General features: G+C 39.8%; 1 protein-coding gene and 1 pseudogene. Both read left to right on the top strand.

The features are described from left to right. The coding region (locus HW098_RS10310; protein WP_205403007.1) for a hypothetical protein at positions 1-249 on the top strand (249 nt) is incomplete at its 5' end. A gap of 74 nt (positions 250-323) precedes the next feature. Continuing rightward, a pseudogene (locus HW098_RS10235) lies at positions 324-605 on the top strand (hypothetical protein); the annotation flags it as partial.

Here is a 605-nt window from a genome sequence, read left to right as displayed (position 1 = left end):
AAAAAATCCTCACACATTACGCAAGGAAATCGATATATCAAACAGGCTCTGACCATGTCGGGATTAATTGTAGCACATTCTAAGGATCCAGCTTTTTCTTCTTTTTACAATCGAATTTCTCAAAGAGGAAGCAAGATGAAGGCGATTATTGCTTGTGCTCATAAGATTCTCAGAATCATTTACAAACTACTCTCCACCAAACAGACTTATCAAAAAGAAAAGGCGATAGGACTGAAGAAACAGTTCTAACACCCAAACTAAAAAAATTTCAATTACAGTATAGCACAGGAAGTGATTTTTTGCGCTTTTTTACTGTCTTTTTTCAAATAAAATACAGAGAAACCAGCAAAGACGAGGTTCGCAAACCGTGGTTGGAGTTTTTCGGGAATAAACCCTTTACTCAGCAACCCGAGCGAGCCATCAGTCAAGCAGACCAACTGCTGGACTACAAGAGCTGGTCCGAGGAGGACAGAAATATGTTTAGTCAACTACGTATGCGTGAAGAACAAGCATTATTGGCTCAGGACTATGCCTTGGAAACTGCTAGGGCTGAAGGTGGTTTTGTTATGTTAGCAAATCTTGTTCGCCAGCATCTTTTAGTAGCA

Origin of the sequence: Streptococcus sp. 1453, from assembly GCF_013276955.1 — a bacterium.
In the GTDB taxonomy this organism is placed as follows: Bacteria; Bacillota; Bacilli; order Lactobacillales; family Streptococcaceae; genus Streptococcus.
The sequence above is the reverse complement of the archived record's forward strand: the minus strand, read 5'-3'. Positions and strand labels throughout refer to the sequence as shown.